This is a genomic window from Sulfoacidibacillus ferrooxidans, assembly GCF_022606465.1.
Taxonomy (GTDB): domain Bacteria; phylum Bacillota; class Bacilli; order Alicyclobacillales; family SLC66; genus Sulfoacidibacillus; species Sulfoacidibacillus ferrooxidans.
Genome location: NZ_JALBUF010000070.1, coordinates 1 through 683, shown reverse-complemented (window position 1 = coordinate 683; position 683 = coordinate 1). Strand labels below are relative to the sequence as shown.

Here is a 683-nt window from a genome sequence, read left to right as displayed (position 1 = left end):
ATACCGAAACGATCGTCGTGACGTCGAAGTATCTGGCACCTTATGAAACGGTCACAGCACAAGATGTGCATACCGTCACTGTACCAGACAGCATGGGGATTTCGGGATTAGCCACGAACATGAATCAAGTCGTGGGAACCTATTTAACGTTTCCCATCCCCAAAGGGTATCCAGTGACCGCAGGGGATACGAGTACATCCAACAGTTATTCCCAGTTCTTAACGGAGTATACGGACAAAACGCATCAACAAGGCGTCATGGTGAGTTTGAGCAGTAACAGTCCAGAAGCGGGACTCGTCACACCAGGGACAAAGATTGCACTCGTCGTTCCAGCGCCAAGTGGTGGCGGATTTCAAACGATTGGGCCCATTGAAGTGCTTGGCATGATCCGTGGGAATTCTCCGACTCTTCTTTTGTTTGTACCGACTTCACAGTATGAAACGATCATGAATGGCGTAGTAGCCAACAACGTCAGCGTTGAAATGATCCCGCAAACAGGCACGTTTACCCTTGCGAGCGATACGCAAAGCATGACGATTGGATCGTCTACGCCGGCAGCACACGTGACCGTCGATTCTACACGCCATCCAAAGGGGGCTTGATCATGGATACCTTGGACACCTTGCAGACGTATCAAGAAAAACTGTACCAAGCGGTGTTGCATCACCCCGTCTATGGGAAAA

1 protein-coding gene is annotated in these 683 nt (G+C 50.1%); it reads left to right on the top strand.

The features are described from left to right. Positions 1-602 (top strand): SAF domain-containing protein (locus tag MM817_RS16405; RefSeq protein ID WP_241717123.1); only part of this gene is annotated, 602 nt, incomplete at its 5' end. Between the last annotated feature and the right edge of the window lie 81 nt (positions 603-683).